Origin of the sequence: Paraburkholderia sp. RL18-085-BIA-A, from assembly GCF_046027075.1 — a bacterium.
Taxonomy (GTDB): Bacteria; Pseudomonadota; Gammaproteobacteria; order Burkholderiales; family Burkholderiaceae; genus Paraburkholderia.
Window position 1 is genome coordinate 1 of the sequence record NZ_JARESU010000531.1, and the last position, 721, is coordinate 721.

Here is a 721-nt window from a genome sequence, read left to right on the forward strand (position 1 = left end):
AGCCACCCACCTTCGGGCATCCTGCCCTGCGCGTGCGCCACGCGCCACCAGACGCGCAGGCGCTCGAGCAGCACCGGCGAGAGCATCGCGTAGCGGTCCTTGCGGCCCTTGCCCTGCTCGATGCGCAGCGTCATGCGCTGGCTGTCGATGTCGCCGACCTTCAGCGCGACGACTTCACTGGCGCGCAGGCCCGCGCCGTACGCGACTGACAGCGCCGTCTGGTGTTTCAGGTTGCCGGTGGCCGCGATCAGGCGGCCCACTTCGTCCGGACTGAGCACGACGGGCAGCGTGCGGGGCACACGCACCGGCTGCATCCGCGCCATCCGGTCGGGCTCATGGAGCGTGATCTCGAAGAAGAACTTCAGGCCGGTGATCGCGGCGTTCAGCGAAACGGGTGACGTGCCGTGATCCACCAGATGCAACTGGTAGCCGCGCAGGTCCTCGACGGTAGCGGTATCGGGTGAGCGCCCGAGAAACCGGGTGAACTCGCGCACGATGCGCAGATAGTTGGCCTGCGTCTTGGGGGAAAGCTGGCGCATGCGCATGTCGTCGATCATGCGCTGGCGCAGCGGGCTGATGCCCTGGCTGGTGTGGGTCATGACTCTGCTCCCGTTGACTGACGAGGCGGATTGCCTCGCCCATCAACATGAAAACAGAGTCGGTTTCCCCTCCATTACCGCTATCGCAGGCCGGAGCCCTTACCGCGCGAGCGGTTTCGTTC

General features: G+C 66.4%; 1 protein-coding gene. It reads right to left on the reverse strand.

Annotated elements, in window-relative coordinates; all coding sequences use genetic code 11:
* A partial coding sequence (locus tag P0D89_RS53675) for a tyrosine-type recombinase/integrase (protein ID WP_408371413.1) occupies positions 1-599 on the reverse strand: 599 nt, incomplete at its 3' end.
* Positions 600-721 lie beyond the last annotated feature (122 nt).